Source organism: Streptomyces rubiginosohelvolus (assembly GCF_014649875.1).
In the GTDB taxonomy this organism is placed as follows: Bacteria; Actinomycetota; Actinomycetes; order Streptomycetales; family Streptomycetaceae; genus Streptomyces; species Streptomyces rubiginosohelvolus.
On record NZ_BMTW01000002.1, the window covers coordinates 251,733 to 270,602 of the forward strand.

Genomic DNA, 18,870 nt, shown 5'->3' on the forward strand with positions numbered 1-18,870 from the left:
GCGCAGCAACACCCTTGACACGTCCTGTCACTTGGCTCCCTACTGGACCTTGCATCCCGCTATGACAACGTTGTCCATGCATTTTCCCGGGGAGGAACGGCTCGGCATGCAGCCACCACGCGGCCTCAACCACGGCTCCGACACAGCCCCTCACGCGGTCCCCCGCCCGGCCCCGCGCCGGAGACGGACCCCCACAGCAGCCGCCCTGGCGGCTTCCCTCGCCCTGGTGGTGATCGCCCCCGCGGTCGCCACCGCGCAGCCCTCCTCGCCGGACCGGAAGCCCTCCGGCGACCGGACGTTCACCACTTCCTTCGAGGCGGACGAGAAGCAGCCGGACTGGCGCAACACCGTCGAGGAGGGCCCCGACGGCAAGAAGCGGTCCTCCGGCGTCGACGGGGGCTTCTCCTCCGGCATACCGGGCAATGTCACCGACCGGGTGACGGAGGTGCGCGCGAGCGCCGAGAACACCGCGGGCGGCGAGGTCAAGGAGAACCTCGTCGACGTCGAGCCGGGCTCCAAGTGGCTGACGTTCGCGAAGACCGGCTGGGTCGAGTTCGATCTGGACGAACCCGTCAAGGTCGTGACGTACGCGCTCACTTCGGCCAACGACCACGCCGAACGCGACCCGAAGAGCTGGACGCTCAAGGGCTCGGCGGACGGCAAGGAGTGGACCGACCTCGACACCCGCAGCGGCGAGTCCTTCGCCAAGCGGCACGAGACGAAGAGGTACGACTTCGCGGGCGACACCGCCTACAAGCACTTCCGGCTGGACATCACGGCGAACGGCGGCGCGGACGCGCTCCAGCTCGCCGACGTTCAGTTCTCGAACGGTGACACCTCCGCCCCGGTGCCCGAGGAGATGCGCAGCCAGCCCGACCGCGGCCCCTCCGGCTCCCCCACCGCGAAGTCGGGTGCGGGATTCACCGGAAAGAAGGCACTGCGTTACGCGGGCACGCACACGCCCGACGGACGCGCGTACTCGTACAACAAGATCTTCGACGTGAACACGGCCGTCACCAAGGACACCGAGCTGTCCTACCTCGTCTACCCGCAGATGGGCGAGACGGACCTGAACTATCCGGCCACGCACGTCGCGGTGGACCTCGCCTTCACCGACGGCACGTACCTGAGCGAGCTGAAGGCCACCGACAGCCACGGCGGGCTGCTGACCCCGCAGGGCCAGGCGGACGCCAAGCGCCTCTACGTCAACCAGTGGAACAAGGTCGCCGCCCGGCTCGGCACGGTCGCCGCCGGCAAGACGGTCGACCGGATCCTGGTGGCGTACGACTCCCCCAAGGGGAAGGCGAAGTTCCAGGGCTGGATCGACGACATCTCGATCGCCCCGAAGAAGCCGGAGAAGCGCAAGGCGCATCTGTCGGACTACGCGCTGACGACCCGCGGCACCAACTCCAGCGGCGGCTTCTCGCGCGGCAACAACATTCCGGCCACGGCGGTCCCGCACGGCTTCAACTTCTGGACGCCGGTGACGAACGCCGGCTCGCTGAGCTGGCTGTACGACTACCACCGGGGCAACAACGCGGACAACCTCCCCACGCTCCAGGCCTTCGGCGCGAGCCATGAGCCGAGCCCGTGGATGGGCGACCGGCAGACCTTCCAGCTGATGCCCTCGGCCGCGAGCGGCACCCCGGATGCCTCCCGGACCGCCCGCGCGCTGCCCTTCCGGCACGAGAACGAGACGGCGAAGCCGCACTACTACGGCGTCACGTTCGAGAACGGCCTCAAGGCCGAGATGACGCCGACCGACCACGCGGCCCGGATGCGGTTCACCTATCCGGGCAAGGACGCCAGCCTGATCTTCGACAACGTCTCGAACGCCGGCGGCATCACGTTGGACCCGAAGACCAGCTCGTTCTCCGGCTTCACGGACGTCAAGAGCGGCCTGTCCACCGGCGCGACCCGGATGTTCGTGTACGGCGTCTTCGACGCGCCGGTCACCGACAGCGGCAAGCTGAAGGGCGGCGGGGGCGACGACGTCACCGGGTTCTTCCGCTTCGACGCCGGCAAGGACCGCACGGTCAACCTGCGTCTGGCCACCTCTCTGATCGGCGTCGACCAGGCGAAGCAGAACCTGGCGATGGAGATCCCGGAGTCGACCTCCTTCGACCGGGTGCAGCGCAAGGCGCAGGGCGCCTGGGACGACGTCCTCGGGACGGTCGGGGTCGAGGGCGCGAACGCCGACCAGCTGACGACGCTCTACTCCAGCCTCTACCGGCTCTACCTCTACCCGAACTCCGGCCACGAGAAGGTGAAGGGCAAGAACAAGTACGCCAGCCCCTTCTCCAAGGCGACCGGCGAGAACACCCCGACGCGGACCGGCGCGAAGATCGTCGACGGCGAGGTGTACGTCAACAACGGCTTCTGGGACACCTACCGCACGACCTGGCCCGCGTACTCCTTCTTCTCCCCGAAGAAGGCCGGCGAGCTGGTGGACGGCTTCGTCCAGCACTACAAGGACGGCGGCTGGACCTCACGCTGGTCCTCCCCCGGCTACGCGGACCTGATGACCGGCACCAGCTCGGACGTGGCCTTCGCCGACGCGTACGTCAAGGGCGTGAAGTTCGACGCCGAGGCGGCCTACGACGCGGCCCTCAAGAACGCCACCGTGGCCCCGCCGTCCTCGGGCGTCGGCCGCAAGGGCCTGGAGACCTCGGTCTTCAAGGGGTACGCCAACACCGCCACCCACGAGGGCCTGTCCTGGTCCCTGGAGGGTTACGTCAACGACTACGGCATCGCCCGCATGGGCCAGGAGCTGTACAAGAAGACGAAGAAGGCGCGGTACAAGGAAGAGTCCGAGTACTTCATGAACCGGGCGCAGAAGTACGTCAAGCTCTTCGACGACAAGGCCGGGTTCTTCCAGGGCAAGAAGCCGAACGGCGACTGGCGGCTGCCCTCGGACCAGTACGACCCGCGCGTCTGGGGTTACGACTACACCGAGACCAACGGCTGGGGCTACGCCTTCACCGCCCCGCAGGACAGCCGGGGCCTGGCCAACCTGTACGGCGGCCGCGCCGGTCTGGGCAAGAAGCTGGACACGTACTTCTCGACGCCGGAGACGGCGGGCCCGGAGTTCGTCGGCAGCTACGGCGGGGTCATCCACGAGATGACCGAGGCGCGGGACGTGCGGATGGGCCAGTACGGCCACAGCAACCAGGTCGCCCACCACGCCACGTACATGTACAACGCGGCCTCGCAACCGTACAAGACGCAGGAGAAAGTCCGCGAGGTGCTGGGCCGGCTGTACGTCGGCAGCGAGATCGGGCAGGGCATCCACGGCGACGAGGACAACGGCGAGCAGTCGGCCTGGTTCCTCTTCTCCTCGCTCGGCTTCTACCCGCTGGTCATGGGCAGCGGGGAGTACGCGATCGGCTCGCCGCTCTTCAAGAAGGTCACCGTCCGCATGGACAACGGCCGCAAGCTGGTCGTGAAGGCCCCGAAGAACAGCGACAAGAACATCTACGTGCAGGGCGTGAAGGTCAACGGCAAGAAGTGGACCTCCACGGCGCTCCCCCACGACGTCCTGGCCAAGGGCGGCACGCTGGAGTTCGCCATGGGCCCGAAGCCGTCGGCCTGGGGCACGGGCAAGGACGCGGCCCCGGTCTCGGTGCAGAAGGACGACAAGGTCCCGACGCCCAAGGGCGACGCGCTGAAGGGTGACGGCGCCCTGTTCGACGACACCTCGGCCACCTCGGCGACGGTGGAGTCGGTGGAGCTGCCGGTGTCCTCGGCCACGAAGGGCGTGCAGTACACGCTGACCTCGGCGGCGGCGGACAAGGCCCCGAAGGGGTGGACGCTCCAGGGTTCGACGGACGGCAAGGAGTGGAAGGACGTCGACCGCCGCTCCGGCCAGTCGTTCGCCTGGGACAAGCAGACCCGGGTGTTCTCGGTGGCGAAGCCCGGCTCGTACACGAAGTACCGGCTGGTGCTGACGGGTTCGGCGACGCTCGCGGAGGTGGAGCTGCTGTCCTGAACGTGACGCGGTGAGCGCGGGCGGCCGGAACCCCGGAAGGACGGGGTGCCGGCCGTCGGCGTGTCAGCGGTTCTCGCCGAGGCTCTCCAGAAGGCTCTCGGGCAGGCGACGTCGAGCGGGGCTCACTCCGGCTGAAGGCTTTCGGGCAGGGCGACGTTGAGCGCGGCGACGACCGGACGGCCGTGTTCCGTGCCGAGGCGGGAGACGGCGCCGGTTGCGAGCTGGAAGAGCCGCCCCTCGGCCGGGGTCAGGCCGAGGTAGCGGGCGGTGAGGACGCGCAGGAAGTGCGAGTGGGCGACGAGCGCGATGTCCTCCTCGTCCGGGACCTCCTCGGCGGCCGACCGGACGCCCGCGAGCACCTGGTCGGCCCGCTGGCCGATCTGGGCGGGGCTCTCGCCGGGGTGCTCGTCGGAGCCGGGGTCGACGCCGTCGGTCCACAGGTTCCAGAAGGGACGGGTGCGGCGGATCTCCCGGGTGGTGATGCCCTCGTACCCGCCGTAGTCCCACTCCCGCAGCTCGGGGGTGACCCGGGGTGCGGGGAGCCCGGCCAGTTCGGCGGTGCGGCGGGCCCGGACCGACGGGCTGACGAGGGTGAGGCCGATGGTGCGGTCGGCCAGCAGCGGGACGAGGGCGCGGGCCTGGCGCTCCCCGACGTCGGTGAGGGGGAGGTCGGTCCAGCTCGTGTGCTGCCCGGAACGGGACCATTCGGTCTCGCCGTGCCGGATGAGGATCAGCTCGCCCATGGTGGTCCGTTCGCTTTCTGTACAGGTGGTGCGGGTGGGGCTGACGGGGCCACGTACGGTAAGCCCCTCAGCTGATCACTTTCCCGTGGGGGGACCGCATGTCCGACAACTTTCCGCCTCCGCCGCCCGAACAGCCGCAGCCGGAGTACCGGCCTCCGGCGCAGCCTTCGCCGTGGGCGGCGCCCCCGGGGCCGCCGCAGAAGCAGCGTACGGGGTTGATCGTGACGCTCGCCGTGGGCGGTGGGCTCATCGTGGCGGGAGCGGTGGTGGCGCTCGTCCACGCGGCGATGTCCTCGGTCCAGGATTCCATCGCGCTGCCGCCGCGGTCGGAGGCCCCCTACTCGGAGCCGTACGAGGAGGACCCGTACGAGGAGGAGCCCTACGAGGAGGACCCGTACGCCGAGGAGCCCAGCGCGACCGAACCGGACGCGAAGAAGGACGTCACGATCACCGCGTGCACGCGCGATCCGCAGATCGGCTGGCAGTCGGCGAAGGTGAAGGTCGTGAACGGCTCGTCCACGACGGCGAGCTACACCATCATGATGGAGTTTCTCGACGAGGACGGCGTCAAGGTCGCGGAGGGCGGGGCGGGCGTGGTCGACCTGGAGCCCGGCGGGAGCGCTGTGAAAAAGGCGCAGGGCCTCGGTGAGGTGCCGCCCGGCACGACCTGCCGGATCAGCGACGTCTGGCGCACGCCGTCGGACTGACGCGAGGCTTGAGGCCACGGCAGCGGAAACGGCGCGAGGGCCGCGCCCCGGGAATCCCGGGGCGCGGCCCTCGCGTTGTGCCGCTCGCCGATCAGCTGCGGATCAGGCTGCGGAGCACGTACTGCAGGATGCCGCCGTTGCGGTAGTAGTCGGCCTCGCCGGGGGTGTCGATGCGGACGACCGCGTCGAACTCCACACCGGTGTCGGTGGTGACCTTGACCGTACGGGGGGTGGTGCCGTTGTTCAGCTCGGTGACGCCGGTGAAGGAGAAGGCCTCCTCGCCGGTGAGACCGAGGGTCTCGGCGTTCTGGCCCTCGGGGAACTGGAGCGGGAGGACGCCCATGCCGATGAGGTTCGAGCGGTGGATGCGCTCGTAGGACTCGGCGATGACGGCCTTGACGCCCAGGAGCGCGGTGCCCTTGGCGGCCCAGTCACGGGACGAGCCGGAGCCGTACTCCTTGCCCGCGAGGATCGCGAGCGGGGTGCCGGCGGCCTGGTAGTTCTGCGAGGCGTCGTAGATGAACGACACCGGTCCGTCGGCCTGGGTGAAGTCGCGGGTGTAGCCGCCCTCGGTGCCCGGCGCGATCTGGTTGCGCAGGCGGATGTTGGCGAACGTGCCGCGGATCATGACCTCGTGGTTGCCACGGCGCGAGCCGTAGGAGTTGAAGTCACGGCGCTCGATGCCGTGCTCCGTGAGGTACTTGCCGGCCGGGGTGTCGGCCTTGATGGCGCCGGCCGGGGAGATGTGGTCGGTGGTGACCGAGTCGCCGAGCTTGGCGAGGACGCGGGCGCCGGTGATGTCCTCGACCGGGGTCGTCTCCATCGTCATGCCCTCGAAGTACGGGGGCTTGCGCACGTAGGTGGACTCGGAGTCCCACTCGAAGGTGTTGCCGGTCGGGATCGGCAGCGCCTGCCACTGGGCGTCGCCCGCGAAGACGTCCTGGTAGGACTTGTTGAACATGTCCTCGCCGATGGCGTTCGCCACGACGTCGTTGACCTCGGCCTCGGACGGCCAGATGTCGGCCAGGAAGACCGGCTTGCCGTCCTGGTCGGTGCCGAGGGCGTCCTTGGTGATGTCGACCTTCATCGAACCGGCGATGGCGTACGCGACGACCAGCGGCGGGGACGCCAGGTAGTTCATCTTGACGTCGGGGTTGATGCGGCCCTCGAAGTTACGGTTGCCGGAGAGGACCGACGTGACCGCGAGGTCGTTGTCGTTGACGGCCTTGGAGACCTCCTCCGGCAGCGGGCCGGAGTTGCCGATGCAGGTGGTGCAGCCGTAGCCGACGAGGTTGAAGCCGACCTTGTCGAGGTACGGGGTCAGACCCGCCTTGTCGAAGTAGTCGGTGACGACCTTCGAGCCCGGGGCGAGGGTGGTCTTGACCCACGGCTTGCGGGTCAGGCCCTTCTCGACCGCCTTCTTCGCCACGAGCGCGGCGGCGACCATGACGTAGGGGTTCGAGGTGTTGGTGCAGGAGGTGATCGCCGCGACGGTGACGGCGCCGTGGTCGATCTCGTACGTCGAGCCGTCGGGGGCCGTGACCGTGGTCGGCTTGGTCGGCACGCCGTTGGAGGAGGCCGGGGCGTCGGAGGCCGGGAAGGACTCCTTGCCCGCCTCCTCGTCGTCCGAGACGTAGTTGCGGACGTCCTGGGCGAACTGCTGCGCGGCGTTGGCGAGGACGATGCGGTCCTGCGGGCGCTTCGGTCCGGCGATGGAGGGGACGACCGTGGCGAGGTCGAGCTCCAGCTTCTCGGAGAAGTCGGGCTCGGCCTTCGGGTCCAGCCAGAGGCCCTGCTCCTTGGCGTACGCCTCGACGAGGGCGACCTGCTGGGCGTCGCGGCCGGTCAGGCGCAGGTAGTTCAGGGTCTCGTCGTCGATCGGGAAGATCGCGGCGGTGGAGCCGAACTCCGGCGACATGTTGCCGATGGTGGCGCGGTTGGCGAGCGAGGTGGCGGCGACGCCCTCACCGTAGAACTCCACGAACTTGCCGACGACGCCGTGCTTGCGGAGCATCTCGGTGATGGTCAGCACGAGGTCGGTGGCGGTGGTGCCGGGCTTCAGCTCACCGGTCAGCTTGAAGCCGACGACGCGCGGGATGAGCATGGAGACCGGCTGGCCGAGCATGGCGGCCTCGGCCTCGATGCCGCCGACGCCCCAGCCGAGCACACCGAGGCCGTTGACCATGGTGGTGTGCGAGTCGGTGCCGACGAGGGTGTCGGGGTACGCCTGGCCGCCCCGGACCATGACGGTACGGGCCAGGTGCTCGATGTTCACCTGGTGGACGATGCCGGTGCCCGGGGGGACGACCTTGAACTCGTCGAAGGCGGTCTGGCCCCAGCGCAGGAACTGGTAGCGCTCCTTGTTACGGCCGTACTCCAGCTCGACGTTCTGGCCGAAGGCGTCCTTCGTGCCGAACTTGTCGGCGATGACGGAGTGGTCGATGACCAGCTCGGCCGGGGCCAGCGGGTTGATCTTCGCCGGGTCGCCGCCGAGCTCCTTGACGGCCTCACGCATGGTGGCGAGGTCCACGACACACGGGACGCCGGTGAAGTCCTGCATGATCACGCGGGCCGGCGTGAACTGGATCTCCTGGCTGGGCTGCGCCTGGGAGTCCCAGCCGCCGATGGCCCGGATGTGGTCGGCGGTGATGTTCGCGCCGTCCTCGGTACGGAGCAGGTTCTCCAGCAGGATCTTCAGGCTGTACGGGAGGCGCGCGGAGCCCTCTACCTTGTCCAGCTTGAAGATCTCGTACGACTCGTCGCCCACGCGCAGCGTGCTGCGGGCGTCGAAGCTGTTCGCCGACACGACAGTCTCCTTCTTCAATGTGCGCGTCTACCGCGCCGCGCCTCATTGGCAGCCGGCGCCGCGTTTTGCCACCTACGGCTCCGGCCATCCGCTAAGGTAAGGCTTAGTTAGGTAACCCTTACCGGGCGGCGGCTGTGGTGCGCCTCGGCAGATATCTCGATGTCGAGATAACTCTAGTACATAGCCGCCGCTCGGTCATGCCCAGGTGCCCTTCCACACACCCATCCACTGCTCGGCCCCCCACTCCTCGAACCGTTCGGCCTCGGTGAATCCGAGCTTCGCCGCGAGGCGCAGGGAGCGGACGTTGGCGGTCCGGGTGGCGAGGACCACCGGTTCGCCGGGCAGCACACCGGCGAACCAGCCGAGTGCCGCTTCACACGCCTCGGCGGCGTAGCCGTGGCCCCACACCCGCGGCAGGAACAGGTAGCCGAGCTCTGCCCGCCCGGCAGCCCGGGCAAGGTGCCCGGTGTCCTTGGTGAGCGTGACCTGGCCGATCATCGCTCCGCCGAGATCGACGACGAAGAGGCCGGAACGCCGGCGGGGCTCCTCCGGTATCGCGCGTTCGAGCTCGTCACGCGGTTGGGGACCGCCGATGAAGGCGCCCACCTCCGGAGAGGCCAGCAGCTCGATGAACGCCGCGCGGTCCCGGACCTCCGGCTCGCGCAGCACGAGCCGCGCGGTCGTGATCGGGGCGGGCGGCCAGGCGACGGATCCGAGTTCAGGCATGGCGGGCAACCTAGCGCAGACCCGTGAGGGGGCCGGGCCGAGGAGACCCACCCGGCGCCCGTCCTGCCGCACGGCACCGGCACCGGCACCGGCACCGGCACGGAGCAACGACGCCTTGACCTTCCAGTCGGGTGGAAGGTTTACGGTCGGTGGCATGACCTCCATGCGGATCTCCCAGCTCGCCGAGCGCAGCGGGGTGCCGGCCACGACCCTGCGGTTCTACGAGAGCGCGGGGCTGCTGTCCGCCGACCGGACCCCCGCCGGGTACCGGATGTACGGCGAGGACGCGGTCGACCGGCTGGCGTTCATCGGCGCGGCCAAGCATCTGGGGCTCGCGCTGGAGGAGATCGGCGAGCTGGTCGGGGTGTGGGAGGCCGGCGCCTGCCGCGATGTGAAGGCCGATCTGCGCCCCCGGATCTCCGCCCGGCTCACCGAGGCCGAGGTCCGCGCCGCCGAGCTGGCGGCTTTCACCGATTCCCTGCGCGGCGCCCTGGCCCACCTGGACGCGCTGCTGGACCGGGCGGGGCGGTGCGACCCGGAGTGCGGGTTCCTGGCGCCGGGGGCGAGGTCGGTGTCTGCGCAGGCCGCGGGCCCGGTGTCCGCCTCGGCGGCGGGCCCGGACACGGGCCAGGGGCCGGGCTCGTCAACCTCGGGTTCGGCCCCCGTCTCCGGCGGAGCGCACGGCGGACAGCCGGTCGATGTCGTCCTCTCGCCCGGGCGGCGGGCCGCCGGGAAGGAGACGGAGCGATGGCGTTCCGCGCCGGTGGCGTGCTCGCTGGGCGGCGACGGGCTGCACGAGCGCACCGCCCGGTGGCGCGAGGCCGTCGCCGGCGCGACCCGGGCCGCCGTACCCGAAGGGCTGCGGCTGACCCTGCCCGTCGAACGGGTCACCCGCGTCGCCGAGCTGGCGGCCGCGGAGCAGGAGTGCTGCCCGTTCTTCGACTTCCGCCTCCACCTCGACGGCCCGCGTCTGCACCTGGAGGTCCGCGCGCCCGCCGACGGGGGCGCGCTGCTCACGGATCTCTTCGGCTCCGCCGACTGACGTCCCCCGTCCTGTCCCGTCCTGCCCTGCTCCAGCCACCTCCCACCAGGAAGCCCTCCACCGTGCTCGTCGCCCGTTCCATCGCCCTGTTCGTCGTCGCCGCGCTGTTCGAGATCGGGGGAGCCTGGCTGGTCTGGCAGGGCCTGCGGGAGCACAAGGGCTGGGTGTGGGTCGGGGCCGGCGTCATCGCGCTCGGTCTGTACGGCGTGGTCGCCACCTTCCAGAGCGACGACAACTTCGGCCGGATCCTCGCCGCGTACGGGGGCATCTTCGTCGCCGGGTCGATCGCTTGGGGCATGGTCGCCGACGGCTACCGCCCGGACCGCTTCGACATCATCGGGGCCCTGGTCTGCCTGGCCGGCATGGCCGTGATCATGTACGCCCCGCGCGGCCACTGATGCGGCCACTAATCTGGGGCCTCACTTGAGGGGGGCCGATGACCACAGCCGACGCACCGCCCATCGTCTTCGTGCACGGGACGCGTTTCAGCGCGGGACAGTGGAGTACGCAACTCGCCGCGCTCCGGGAGGAGTTCCCGGTCACCGCCGTCGACCTTCCGGGCCACGGAGCGCGCTCGGCCCAGCCCTGGAGTCTGAGCGCCGCGACGGAGGTCGTCGCCGCCGCGGTGGACACGCTCGGCGGCGAACCGGCCGTGGTCGTCGGGCATTCGCTCGGCGGTTACGTGTCGCTGGAGTTCGCCCGGCGCTGCCCGGAGCGGTTGCGCGGGCTGGTTCTCGCGGGTGCCAGCGCGTCCACCCGCGGCCCCTGGGCCGCGCCCTACCGGTGGGTCGCCGGCCTGGTCCCCCGCATCTCGGCGGACCGGCTGACCAGGTGGAACGACCGGCTGCTGCTGCGGCAGTATCCACGGGACGTGGTGGAGGCGACCATCCGCTCCGGCTACGCCTTCCACACCCTGTCCGCCGCCTGGGGTGAGGTACTGGGCCGGTTCGACACGGATGCGCTGCGTCAGGTCGCGGCGCCGGTACTGATCCTGAACGGCGAGAAGGACACCGTCTTCCGGTCCGGCGAGGCCGACTTCGCCCGCGCGCATCCGGATGCCCGTATCGAATTGATCCCACGGGCCGGACATCTCGCGAACTTCGACGCCCCGGACGCCTTCACCGACGCCGTCCGCCGCTTCGCCCGCGGGCTTCCTGCCGCCGGCTGAGCACCCCCGCTCGCAGCACACCTGTGCGGAGTGCGCGCAGCGCGCGATCACACCACGTCGGTGCTCAGGACGCGATCGAGCGCCGTCCTGCCCGCGGGCCCCCAGGCCGACTTGCCGCCGGGAAGCCCTCGGTCCCCGTTGTGGCCCATGAGCATGAGGAACAGGCTTTTCAGCGCGGCCAGTCCACGGGCGCGCCGGATCGTCGCCCCGTCCGCGAGCCCGTACGCGTCGAAGAACCGCGCGGCGCCGCCCCGGGGAAGGACGACCCAGGCGGCCGCGAGGTCCCACGCCGGGTCCCCGGCGAACAGGTCGCCGAAGTCGATCACGCCGGAGAGCGTTCCGTCCGACACGACGACGTTCGCGGGGTGGAGGTCACCGTGCACCCAGACCGGCGGGCCCTCCCACGCGGGGGCGGCGACCGCGTCGTCCCAGACGGCCCGGACCTCGCCGGCCCTGCCGTCGAGGGCGACGGACCGGAAGAAGTGGTCGAAGCCTTCGGTGTACGTGCCCGGGTGAGCGCCCCGGTCCACGAGGCCCGGCGCCTCGGCGGGCGCCGCCACGTGGAGCGCCCTCAGGAAGTCCGCCAGGGTGTCCGCCGCGTGGTCGCCACGGCTGATCGAGGTGCGGTCCAGCGGATCGCCGGGGACCCACGTCATGACCGTCCACCGCTTCGGGAAGCGTGCGGACGGCTCCCCCACCCGCACCGGGCGCGGGACGGGGAGCGGCAGACGCGGAGCGAGGTGGGGCAGCCACCGGCACTCTTGCGCTGGAGTTCCGGCGCGCGTTCCGTACGCGGCATGCGGACGGCCAACTCGTCCCCGAGGCGCCACTGCTGGTTGTCCCAGCCGCCCTCGACCTCGCGGACGGCCAGCTCCGCCAGATCGGGATGTTGCTCCCGGAGCAGGTCACGGACCAGGTCCGCCGTGATCTCGATCTCGGCGGCGGTGTCGGAGTCGGTCATGCCCAGCCACGGTACCGGGCGGCCCCGCCCGTCAGTCGAGGCAGAACTCGTTGCCCTCGATGTCCTGCATCACCAGGCAGGACTCGTTCTCCTCGTCGGCGAGGAGCAGCCGTACGCGCTTCGCGCCGAGCGGCAGAAGTCGTGCGCACTCGGCCTCCAGCGCGGCGAGGCGCTCGTCCCCCGCGAGCCCGGTGCCGACCCGCACGCAGAGGTGCACCCGGTTCTTGACGACCTTCGCCTCGGGAACGCGCTGGAAGTACATCCGCGGGCCCACCCCCGTGGGGTCCTGGCAGGCGAACCCCGCGTCCCGCTTCTCCGGCGGCAGGGAGAGGGCGTAATCGTCCCAACTGGCGAACCCCTTCGGCGGTTGCGGTACGACGTACCCCAACACCTCGCACCAGAAGTGGGCGACGCGCGTGGGCGACGCGCAGTCGAAGGTGATCTGGACCTGCCTGATCGACGTCATCGGGCCACCGTAGAGGGGCGCCGTTCGACGAGCATCCGAATTTCCTCGCCGGACGGGTCACTGCGCGACCCACCGTGCGAGTCGCCGCACAAAAAGGAGGGGCGGAGCCCCGGGGCGCGCTGAAAGGATCACCCCCGTACGCATCCGCACGCGACGCCCCACCCCGCAGGAGACGCACCCACCGTGACCCGCACCAGCGCCGTTTCGCTGATCCGTTCCCGTACCCTCTCCGACGTTGCCGAGTACGCCTACGCCGCCACGGCACCCGCCGGGTCCCGGCTGATCTTCCTCGCCGGGTCGTGCCCGCTCGACGAGCACGGCGAGACCGTGGCCGTCGGGGACTACGCCGGCCAGGCGGCGCAGGCCGTCGCGAACCTGCGGACCGCGCTCGCCGACGCCGGCGCCTCGGTCGAGGACGTCATCAGCACCCGGGTCCTCGTGGCGTCGGCGCGGCAGGAGGATCTCGTGGCCGCCTGGCAGGTTGTCCGGGACGCCTTCGGCGACCACGATGTGCCCAGCACCCTGATGGGCGTCACCGTGCTCGGCTACGCCGACCAGCTCGTCGAGATCGAAGCCGTGGCCGCCGTCCTCGACGAGCCGGAACCCGAAGGACCGGCTTGCCCGCCGTCGGCGTAATGACGGGGTGAGCCTCGTCGCCCCCTCACCCTGAGGCGGGTGAGCGATGCCCGAGCCGCCGACGAGAAGGCCGACGAGAAGAGCGCGGACCGTCTGACGACCCTGTCCGACGGGATCTTCGCCATCGCGATGACCCTCCTTGTCCTGGACCTCCATGTCGAACCGGGCCTGGACAAGGACGCGTTCACCGACGCCGTACGCCAGGCGCTGCCGGACCTCGGCGCGTATGCCCTGAGTTTCACGATCCTGGCCGGGTTCTGGCGCGACCACCGGCTGATCGTGCGGCTTGTCCCGCGCTTCGAGGGGGTGGCGCTGCGCTTCGCGCTCATGTGGCTGGGCGCCATCGCTCTCGTCCCGTTCCCGACCGCCCTGCTGTCCGAGTACGCCGCGCGCCCGCTGGCCGTGGCCGTCTACGCGGGCATGGTCGCCGTCACGAACCTGCTGGAGCTGGCGATGTTCCTTGCGGGCCGACGGCAGACGGAGCATGCGACGGAGGCCTCCCGCAGCGAAGTGGGCCGGGCGGTCACCGCCGATCTGGCCTCGACCGCCGCGCTCTTCGCCGCGACGGTGCCGGTGGCCTTTCTCGTCTCGCCTCCCGCGGCCATGTGGTGCTGGCTGGCCCTGGTCCCCATCAAGCTCATCCACCGCAAGCGCGCCACCGCCCGTCGGCACGGCCGGGCGAGCTGAGCACCGGCGGGGGCGGGCCCGGACCCGTCCCCGTACGGACGCACCGACCGCGCCGTCTCCTCCCGCGCGGGCGACGATGGGGAGACCCGGCCGCGCGGAGCCGGTACACACCTGTCACTCGAACGGCACACCCCCACAGCATCCTCATCTCATATCTGAGATAGCCTGCCGACATGTCAGACGACTACCTCGTACGTATCGGCAAGCTCATCCGTGACGCCCGTCAGCATCGGGGCTGGACACAGACACAGTTGGCCGAGGCTCTCGGCACCAGCCAGAGCGCCGTCAACCGCATCGAGCGCGGCAACCAGAACATCAGCCTTGAGATGATCGCCCGCATCGGTGAAGCCCTCGACAGCGAGATCGTGTCGCTCGGGTACGCCGGACCCATGCATCTGCGGGTCGTCGGCGGCCGGCGGCTCTCCGGCGCCATCGACGTCAAGACCAGCAAGAACGCCTGCGTGGCACTGCTGTGCGCCTCGCTCCTCAACAAGGGGCGTACGGTACTGCGCCGGGTGGCCCGGATCGAGGAGGTGTTCCGGCTCCTGGAGGTGCTGAACTCCATCGGGGTGCGCACCCGCTGGGTCAACGACGGTGTGGACCTGGAGATCGTGCCGCCCGCGCAGCTGGACCTGGCGGCGATCGACGCCGACGCCGCGCGCCGGACCCGCTCGATCATCATGTTCCTGGGGCCGCTGCTGCACCGGACGGAGCAGTTCACCCTGCCGTACGCGGGCGGCTGCGACCTGGGCACCCGCACGATCGAGCCGCACATGATCGCACTGCGCCGCTTCGGCCTGGAGATCGCCGCGACGGAGGGCCTCTACCACGCGCAGGTCGACCGCACCGTCGCCCCGGACCGCCCCATCGTGCTGACCGAGCGCGGCGACACGGTGACCGAGAACGCCCTGCTGGCCGCCGCCCGCCACGACGGCACGACGGTCATCCGCAACGCCTCGTCCAACTACATGGTCCAGGACCTGTGCTTCTTCCTGGAGGCCCTGGGCGTACGGGTCGACGGGGTCGGCACGACGACGCTCACCGTCCACGGGGTCCCGCAGATCGACGTGGACGTGGACTACTCCCCCTCCGAGGACCCGGTCGAGGCGATGAGCCTGCTGGCCGCCGCCGTGGTGACCGAGTCCGAACTCACCATCCGCCGGGTCCCGATCGAGTTCCTGGAGATCGAGCTCGCCGTCCTGGAGGAGATGGGCGTCGACTGCGACCGCACCCCGGAGTACGCGGCCGACAACGCCCGCACCCGCCTGGTGGACCTCACCGTCCGGCCCTCCAAGCTGGAGGCCCCGATCGACAAGATCCACCCGATGCCGTTCCCCGGCCTCAACATCGACAACGTCCCGTTCTTCGCGGCGATCGCCGCCGCGGCGCACGGCCAGACCCTGATCCACGACTGGGTCTACGACAACCGCGCGATCTACCTGACCGACCTCAACCGCCTCGGCGGCCGCCTCCAACTCCTCGACCCCCACCGGGTCCTGGTCGAGGGCCCCACCCGCTGGCGTGCCGCCGAAATGATGTGCCCGCCCGCCCTGCGGCCCGCCGTGGTGGTGCTGCTGGCGATGATGGCGGCCGAGGGAACCTCCGTACTCCGCAACGTCTATGTGATCAACCGCGGTTACGAGGAACTGGCGGAGCGGCTCAACTCGGTGGGGGCGCAGATCGAGATCTTCCGGGACATCTGATTGGCCTGGTGTTGTGCCCCGTGGGGCACGGGGCACAACACCAGGCCGCGGCGGGCGGTCTGGCTACGCCCCGGGGCGGGGCACGGTCACGCCCCGGAGCGCGGTGCGGCCGAGGGGAGTCCGGCCGGGGAAGTCCGAGGACGCCTCGTACGGCGCGCTCGGTGAGGGTGACGTCGTGCGGGGCGCGTCCGGCGACCGCGATGGGCACCGCCTCCAGGGCGGCGACCACCGCCGCGGCGGTGTCGCGGCCCGGTGGGCCCGGCGGGATCGAGCTCCGGCGGCCGCCGCGGACCAGGCGTTCGCAGGCGGTGAGCAGCGGGGCGACGGCCTCGTCGATCGCCTGGCCCACCGGGTGGTCCCGCCCGGCGAGTTCGACCCGCAGACTGCGCAGCACCGCGGCCATGTCCCGCCGGCAGTAGACGGGGTGCGCGCGGCGAGCGCGAGAAGCACCTCGGCGGGGTCACCGGGATCGCCGGGGCCATTCGGGCCAGAGGAGGGCGAGTACCCGGCCGACCTCCTCCCAACAGGTCTGCCGCACCCAGCCCACGACCGCCGGCGCCACCTCCTCCTTGCCGGCGAACTGGTGGTAGAGCGCACCGCGGGTGTAGCCGGCCTCCGCGGCGACCCGGGTCAGGGAGAGTTCGGCGTACCCGTGGTGTGCCAGGCCGCGCGCCGCGGCCGCCAGCAGCGCGTCCCGGCTGCGCGCCCGGCGCTCGGCCTGCGTACGCCGTGCCGCAGCGGCGCCTGTCGCGGTGCCCGCCATCGCCGCTGCGCCGGCTGCTCCCGCCGGCGTTGCTGCCGTCATCGGCTGTCACCTCCTGGTCCGCGGGTGCCCCGCCCCACCGGCCGGAATCGTTCAACATGCATCCACGGCTGTATGTCCCGTTGTGGGGTGTGCGTACGGCGGCGTTGCGGAAGTGGATCTTCCGGACATGGCCGAACCCGACGGAATGCGCTCGGCATGGACATGCTGGGGCAGAATACGTGGCGTCGTGGACACGTACCGGCGCCGCGGCCCCAGTCCCGTACCGGGCCGCGCGGCGCCACGGACAGGGAGGCGTGGCATGGCTTTGTCGGCGGTGCCCTTATGGTTACGGCGACCCGGACTGCCGCGTGAACAGACCGCAGCGGGCTCGGGGTTGCAGCGCGCCAGGTCCTTCATGGTGCTGGCCACCCTGCTCTACCGGGTCAGCCATCTGGCGGTGGGCCTGGTCGCGGTCCTGCAGCACCAACGCGACGAGCCGGTGCCGTACGCGCTGCTCGCGCTCGCGCTGGGGCTGAGCGCGCTCGTCCACGGCACGGCGCTGCGGCGCGGCTGGTTCGAGCGGCGGCACATCTGGGCGGACGTCCTGGTCAACGGGGTCGCGCTGCCGCTGACCCTGTACGCCTGGGGCGGCGCCGAGGACTCCGCCGCGCTCGGCTGGGCGATGCTGCTCGGCGGCTCGGCGTGCGCCACCGCCGCACTCGTCCTGGACCGGCTCCAGGTCGTCGGCGTGGTCGTCCTGCTCGCCGCCACCCATCTGCTGGGCTACCGGCTGGTGGACGCCAGCACCGCGGTCGTCCTCGGTCACACCAACTCGCTGCTCTCCTCCGCCGCGATGGCCTGGGTCTTCTGGTGGTACCTGCGCCGCCAGGGCCGCCTGCTGGACGACGCCAACGCCCGCACGCTGGCCGCCGAGGCGACCAGGGCCCGTTATGTCGAGCGCCTGGAACACCACCGGCTGCTGCACGACACCGTCCTCGCCACCCTGACCACCCTCGCCGCCGGCGGGGTGGACGCCAACACTCCCCAGGTGCAGGAGCGTTGCGCCCGCGAGGCGGCGTATCTGCGCCGGCTGATCGAGCAGACCGCCGACGAGGTCCACCACCGGGGGATCGGCGAGGCCCTGGAGGATGTGGTCGGTGCCGCGGAGAGCCTGCGGCTGCGGGTCACCGTCCGCTATCACGCCCTGCCCGAGGTGCCGCCGGAGGTCTCCGTCGCCCTCGCGGACGCGGTCCGGGAGGCGTTGAACAACGTGCGCCGGCACGCGGGCACCGACCACGCCTACCTCACCGCCACCGCCGACCCCGGACGGCCCGGGGCCGTCGTGGTCACCGTCGTCGACCGGGGATGCGGATTCGATCCGGAGCGGTGCGAACCCGGCCTCGGGCTGCGCCTCTCGGTCTGCAAGCGGATGACCGCGGTGGGCGGCCGGGCCGAGCTGGACACCGAACCCGGCGAGGGCGTACGGGTGGAGCTGAGATGGCCCGGGTGATCACCGTCGCGCTGGTGGACGACGACCGGATGCTCACCGACGGCATGCGGGCCTGGCTGGGCGGTGTGCCGGGACTGCGGCTGGTGGCCACCGCGACCACCCCCGCGGAGCTGCTACGCCCGCCGGACCAGGAGCTCCCGTACGCCGCGCCCGACGTGGTGCTGCTCGACCTCCGGTTGGGCGACGGGTCCGACCCGGTCGACAACATCCGGCTGCTGCTGAGCTCCGGGAGCCGGGTGCTGGTGATCAGCACCGTCCCGGACCGGGCCCGGATCATCGAGTCGGTACGGGCCGGCGCGGACGGCTATCTGACCAAGGACAACGACCTGCCGACTCTGGTCGCCGCGATCGAGGACGTCGCAGCCGGCCGCGGCGCCCATTCCCCGGAACTCGCCTTCGCCTGCGCGCACGACGACAGCCCCGCCCGCCCCCGGCTCTCGCCCCGGGAGCGGCAGATCCTGCTCGACTACGCGTCCGGGATGACGCTGAAGTCCGCCGCCCGGCGCGCCGGCATCACGGTGCACACGGCCAAGGACTACCTGGACCGGGTCAAGGCCAAGTACCGGCAGGCGGGCCGGCAGGCGTACACGAAGATCGACCTGGCCCGGCTGGTGCGGGAGGACAGCCTGGACGGGCAGTGAGCCGGCGATAGTGCCGGTTTCGGCGTTGGCGTCGGTTCTGGTTCCAGTTCCGGGCTCCGTGTTCGGGGGGCGTGCAAGCCCCCCAAACGGATGGCTACAGAGGACCTGCCCATCGCTCCTATCCTCGGTCCCGGCTGTTCGGTGCACCGGGTCGACGGGAGGGCGAGGCGGTGTCCGGCCTCGCGCCGACGGTACAGGAGGCACCCGCCCGCGGCGCCCCTGCCGCCCTGACGTCCCGCTGCTCTGTTCCGTCCGTACCCGCCTGCTTCCTCGGCTTCGCTCCGCCCGGTGCCCGGCGCCGCGCCCGCGCGTCCGCGGACCCGCACGGTCGATCGGGCCGA

General features: G+C 71.1%; 15 protein-coding genes and 1 pseudogene. 10 read left to right on the forward strand and 6 right to left on the reverse strand.

The window, feature by feature from the left end; genetic code table 11:
- Positions 1–106: 106 nt before the first annotated feature.
- Positions 107–3,988 carry a GH92 family glycosyl hydrolase gene (locus IE134_RS08470; RefSeq protein ID WP_189430087.1) on the forward strand — a complete coding sequence of 1,294 codons (3,882 nt, stop codon included), beginning with the start codon at positions 107–109 and terminating at the stop codon, positions 3,986–3,988.
- 122 nt (positions 3,989–4,110) lie between these two features.
- Here IE134_RS08470 and IE134_RS08475 read toward each other — a convergent pair whose 3' ends face one another.
- Positions 4,111–4,731, reverse strand: coding sequence for a histidine phosphatase family protein (locus IE134_RS08475; RefSeq protein ID WP_030709813.1), 621 nt, complete (start codon positions 4,729–4,731; stop codon positions 4,111–4,113).
- Positions 4,732–4,829: 98 nt separating this feature from the next.
- On the opposite strand from IE134_RS08475, the gene IE134_RS08480 reads away from it, so the two are divergent.
- Positions 4,830–5,438: a hypothetical protein gene (locus tag IE134_RS08480; RefSeq protein WP_030709811.1), complete on the forward strand. Its 609-nt coding sequence runs from the start codon at positions 4,830–4,832 to the stop codon at positions 5,436–5,438.
- Positions 5,439–5,529: 91 nt separating this feature from the next.
- Here the strand turns inward: IE134_RS08480 and acnA are convergent, their stop codons facing one another.
- Positions 5,530–8,244, reverse strand: a complete 2,715-nt coding sequence (acnA, locus tag IE134_RS08485; protein WP_030709809.1) for an aconitate hydratase AcnA — start codon at positions 8,242–8,244, stop codon at positions 5,530–5,532.
- 195 nt (positions 8,245–8,439) lie between these two features.
- The gene (locus tag IE134_RS08490) at positions 8,440–8,970 is read right to left on the reverse strand and encodes a GNAT family N-acetyltransferase (RefSeq protein WP_098894636.1); all 531 of its coding nucleotides are present in this window, start codon (positions 8,968–8,970) and stop codon (positions 8,440–8,442) included.
- Positions 8,971–9,124: 154 nt separating this feature from the next.
- On the opposite strand from IE134_RS08490, the gene IE134_RS08495 reads away from it, so the two are divergent.
- From IE134_RS08495 to IE134_RS08505, 3 genes are all read left to right on the forward strand, one after another.
- Positions 9,125–10,012: a MerR family transcriptional regulator gene (locus tag IE134_RS08495; protein ID WP_189430090.1), complete on the forward strand. Its 888-nt coding sequence runs from the start codon at positions 9,125–9,127 to the stop codon at positions 10,010–10,012.
- 62 nt (positions 10,013–10,074) lie between these two features.
- The gene (locus IE134_RS08500; protein ID WP_030709806.1) at positions 10,075–10,410 is read left to right on the forward strand and encodes a YnfA family protein; all 336 of its coding nucleotides are present in this window, start codon (positions 10,075–10,077) and stop codon (positions 10,408–10,410) included.
- A gap of 38 nt (positions 10,411–10,448) precedes the next feature.
- Positions 10,449–11,180, forward strand: coding sequence for an alpha/beta fold hydrolase (locus IE134_RS08505; protein WP_189430091.1), 732 nt, complete (start codon positions 10,449–10,451; stop codon positions 11,178–11,180).
- A gap of 47 nt (positions 11,181–11,227) precedes the next feature.
- Here IE134_RS08505 and IE134_RS08510 read toward each other — a convergent pair.
- A pseudogene (locus tag IE134_RS08510) lies at positions 11,228–12,141 on the reverse strand (aminoglycoside phosphotransferase family protein).
- A gap of 31 nt (positions 12,142–12,172) precedes the next feature.
- Entirely contained in the window at positions 12,173–12,607 is a 435-nt protein-coding gene (locus IE134_RS08515; RefSeq protein WP_189430094.1) for a VOC family protein, read from the reverse strand.
- Between the two features lie 183 nt (positions 12,608–12,790).
- On the opposite strand from IE134_RS08515, the gene IE134_RS08520 reads away from it, so the two are divergent.
- From IE134_RS08520 to IE134_RS08530, 3 genes are all read left to right on the forward strand, one after another.
- Entirely contained in the window at positions 12,791–13,243 is a 453-nt protein-coding gene (locus tag IE134_RS08520) for a RidA family protein (protein WP_030709798.1), read from the forward strand.
- Between the two features lie 39 nt (positions 13,244–13,282).
- On the forward strand, positions 13,283–13,930 hold the full coding sequence (locus tag IE134_RS08525) for a TMEM175 family protein (RefSeq protein ID WP_098020281.1): 648 nt from the start codon (positions 13,283–13,285) through the stop codon (positions 13,928–13,930).
- 173 nt (positions 13,931–14,103) lie between these two features.
- Positions 14,104–15,633 carry a helix-turn-helix domain-containing protein gene (locus IE134_RS08530; protein ID WP_006128374.1) on the forward strand — a complete coding sequence of 510 codons (1,530 nt, stop codon included), beginning with the start codon at positions 14,104–14,106 and terminating at the stop codon, positions 15,631–15,633.
- 460 nt (positions 15,634–16,093) lie between these two features.
- Here the strand turns inward: IE134_RS08530 and IE134_RS34045 are convergent, their stop codons facing one another.
- Positions 16,094–16,438, reverse strand: a complete 345-nt coding sequence (locus IE134_RS34045) for a TetR/AcrR family transcriptional regulator (RefSeq protein ID WP_229823430.1) — start codon at positions 16,436–16,438, stop codon at positions 16,094–16,096.
- Between the two features lie 355 nt (positions 16,439–16,793).
- On the opposite strand from IE134_RS34045, the gene IE134_RS08540 reads away from it, so the two are divergent.
- On the forward strand, positions 16,794–17,888 hold the full coding sequence (locus tag IE134_RS08540; RefSeq protein WP_030709794.1) for a sensor histidine kinase: 1,095 nt from the start codon (positions 16,794–16,796) through the stop codon (positions 17,886–17,888).
- Positions 17,876–18,529: a response regulator transcription factor gene (locus tag IE134_RS08545; protein ID WP_189430096.1), complete on the forward strand. Its 654-nt coding sequence runs from the start codon at positions 17,876–17,878 to the stop codon at positions 18,527–18,529. The genes IE134_RS08540 and IE134_RS08545 overlap by 13 nt, the downstream gene beginning before the upstream one ends.
- Positions 18,530–18,870: the final 341 nt, after the last annotated feature.

Bases quoted from the DNA above. Each gene is read 5' to 3' on its own strand.
- IE134_RS08470 (WP_189430087.1), top strand. From the start codon at position 107: ATGCAGCCACCACGCGGCCTCAACCACGGCTCCGACACAGCCCCTCAC.
- IE134_RS08475 (WP_030709813.1), bottom strand. From the start codon at position 4,731: ATGGGCGAGCTGATCCTCATCCGGCACGGCGAGACCGAATGGTCCCGT.
- IE134_RS08480 (WP_030709811.1), top strand. From the start codon at position 4,830: ATGTCCGACAACTTTCCGCCTCCGCCGCCCGAACAGCCGCAGCCGGAG.
- IE134_RS08490 (WP_098894636.1), bottom strand. From the start codon at position 8,970: ATGCCTGAACTCGGATCCGTCGCCTGGCCGCCCGCCCCGATCACGACC.
- IE134_RS08495 (WP_189430090.1), top strand. From the start codon at position 9,125: ATGACCTCCATGCGGATCTCCCAGCTCGCCGAGCGCAGCGGGGTGCCG.
- IE134_RS08505 (WP_189430091.1), top strand. From the start codon at position 10,449: ATGACCACAGCCGACGCACCGCCCATCGTCTTCGTGCACGGGACGCGT.
- IE134_RS08515 (WP_189430094.1), bottom strand. From the start codon at position 12,607: ATGACGTCGATCAGGCAGGTCCAGATCACCTTCGACTGCGCGTCGCCC.
- IE134_RS08530 (WP_006128374.1), top strand. From the start codon at position 14,104: ATGTCAGACGACTACCTCGTACGTATCGGCAAGCTCATCCGTGACGCC.
- IE134_RS34045 (WP_229823430.1), bottom strand. From the start codon at position 16,438: ATGACGGCAGCAACGCCGGCGGGAGCAGCCGGCGCAGCGGCGATGGCG.
- IE134_RS08540 (WP_030709794.1), top strand. From the start codon at position 16,794: ATGGTGCTGGCCACCCTGCTCTACCGGGTCAGCCATCTGGCGGTGGGC.
- IE134_RS08545 (WP_189430096.1), top strand. From the start codon at position 17,876: ATGGCCCGGGTGATCACCGTCGCGCTGGTGGACGACGACCGGATGCTC.